General features: G+C 39.1%; 1 pseudogene. It reads right to left on the reverse strand.

From position 1 onward, the window contains the following. A pseudogene (locus tag AC1Q5Z_RS23380) lies at positions 1 to 545 on the reverse strand (hypothetical protein); the annotation flags it as partial.

The following is a 545-nucleotide window of genomic DNA, read 5'->3' on the forward strand; positions in this document are numbered from 1 at the left end:
TCGTATGTGATGCTGTAGGTTCCGCTTGGCGTGTTTGCAGCAAGAGTAACGTCTCCGCTTGCATCAACGCTCAATGGTCCAGATGAATCTGCTGTAACAACTGTGTTACTCGAAGTAACTGGAACACCATTTAAAGTATCATTCGTTTTAACATTGCCAATAGTTGCTGTTGTTGATCCTGAAGATTTTGTTCCGAAATCATCATCATTAGCACATAAGATTGATTTAATAACAAAACTTACATCATCAGATGAACATCCATTAGACGATACAGAAACTGTATAACTTCCTGCAGGTGCTGTAATTGTACCTGAGTTGTTAGCAACTCCAGCTGAAGGAGTTATTGTATAATTATAAGTTGAATTATAATTATTAATAACAAAACTTCCAGTAGCAGTTAAACACGTTGGCTGTGTAATCGCACTTAATGCTGGTGCTGAAGGCGTAGAATAAACGTTTACGCTTACCGAAGTTCTTGAGCTTTCGCATCCGTCTGCAGAAGTCTCGCTTACATAATACGTTCCTGTTGCAAGAGTTTCAGTTCC

This window comes from Flavobacterium sp. GW823-FHT06G12 (assembly GCF_058794775.1).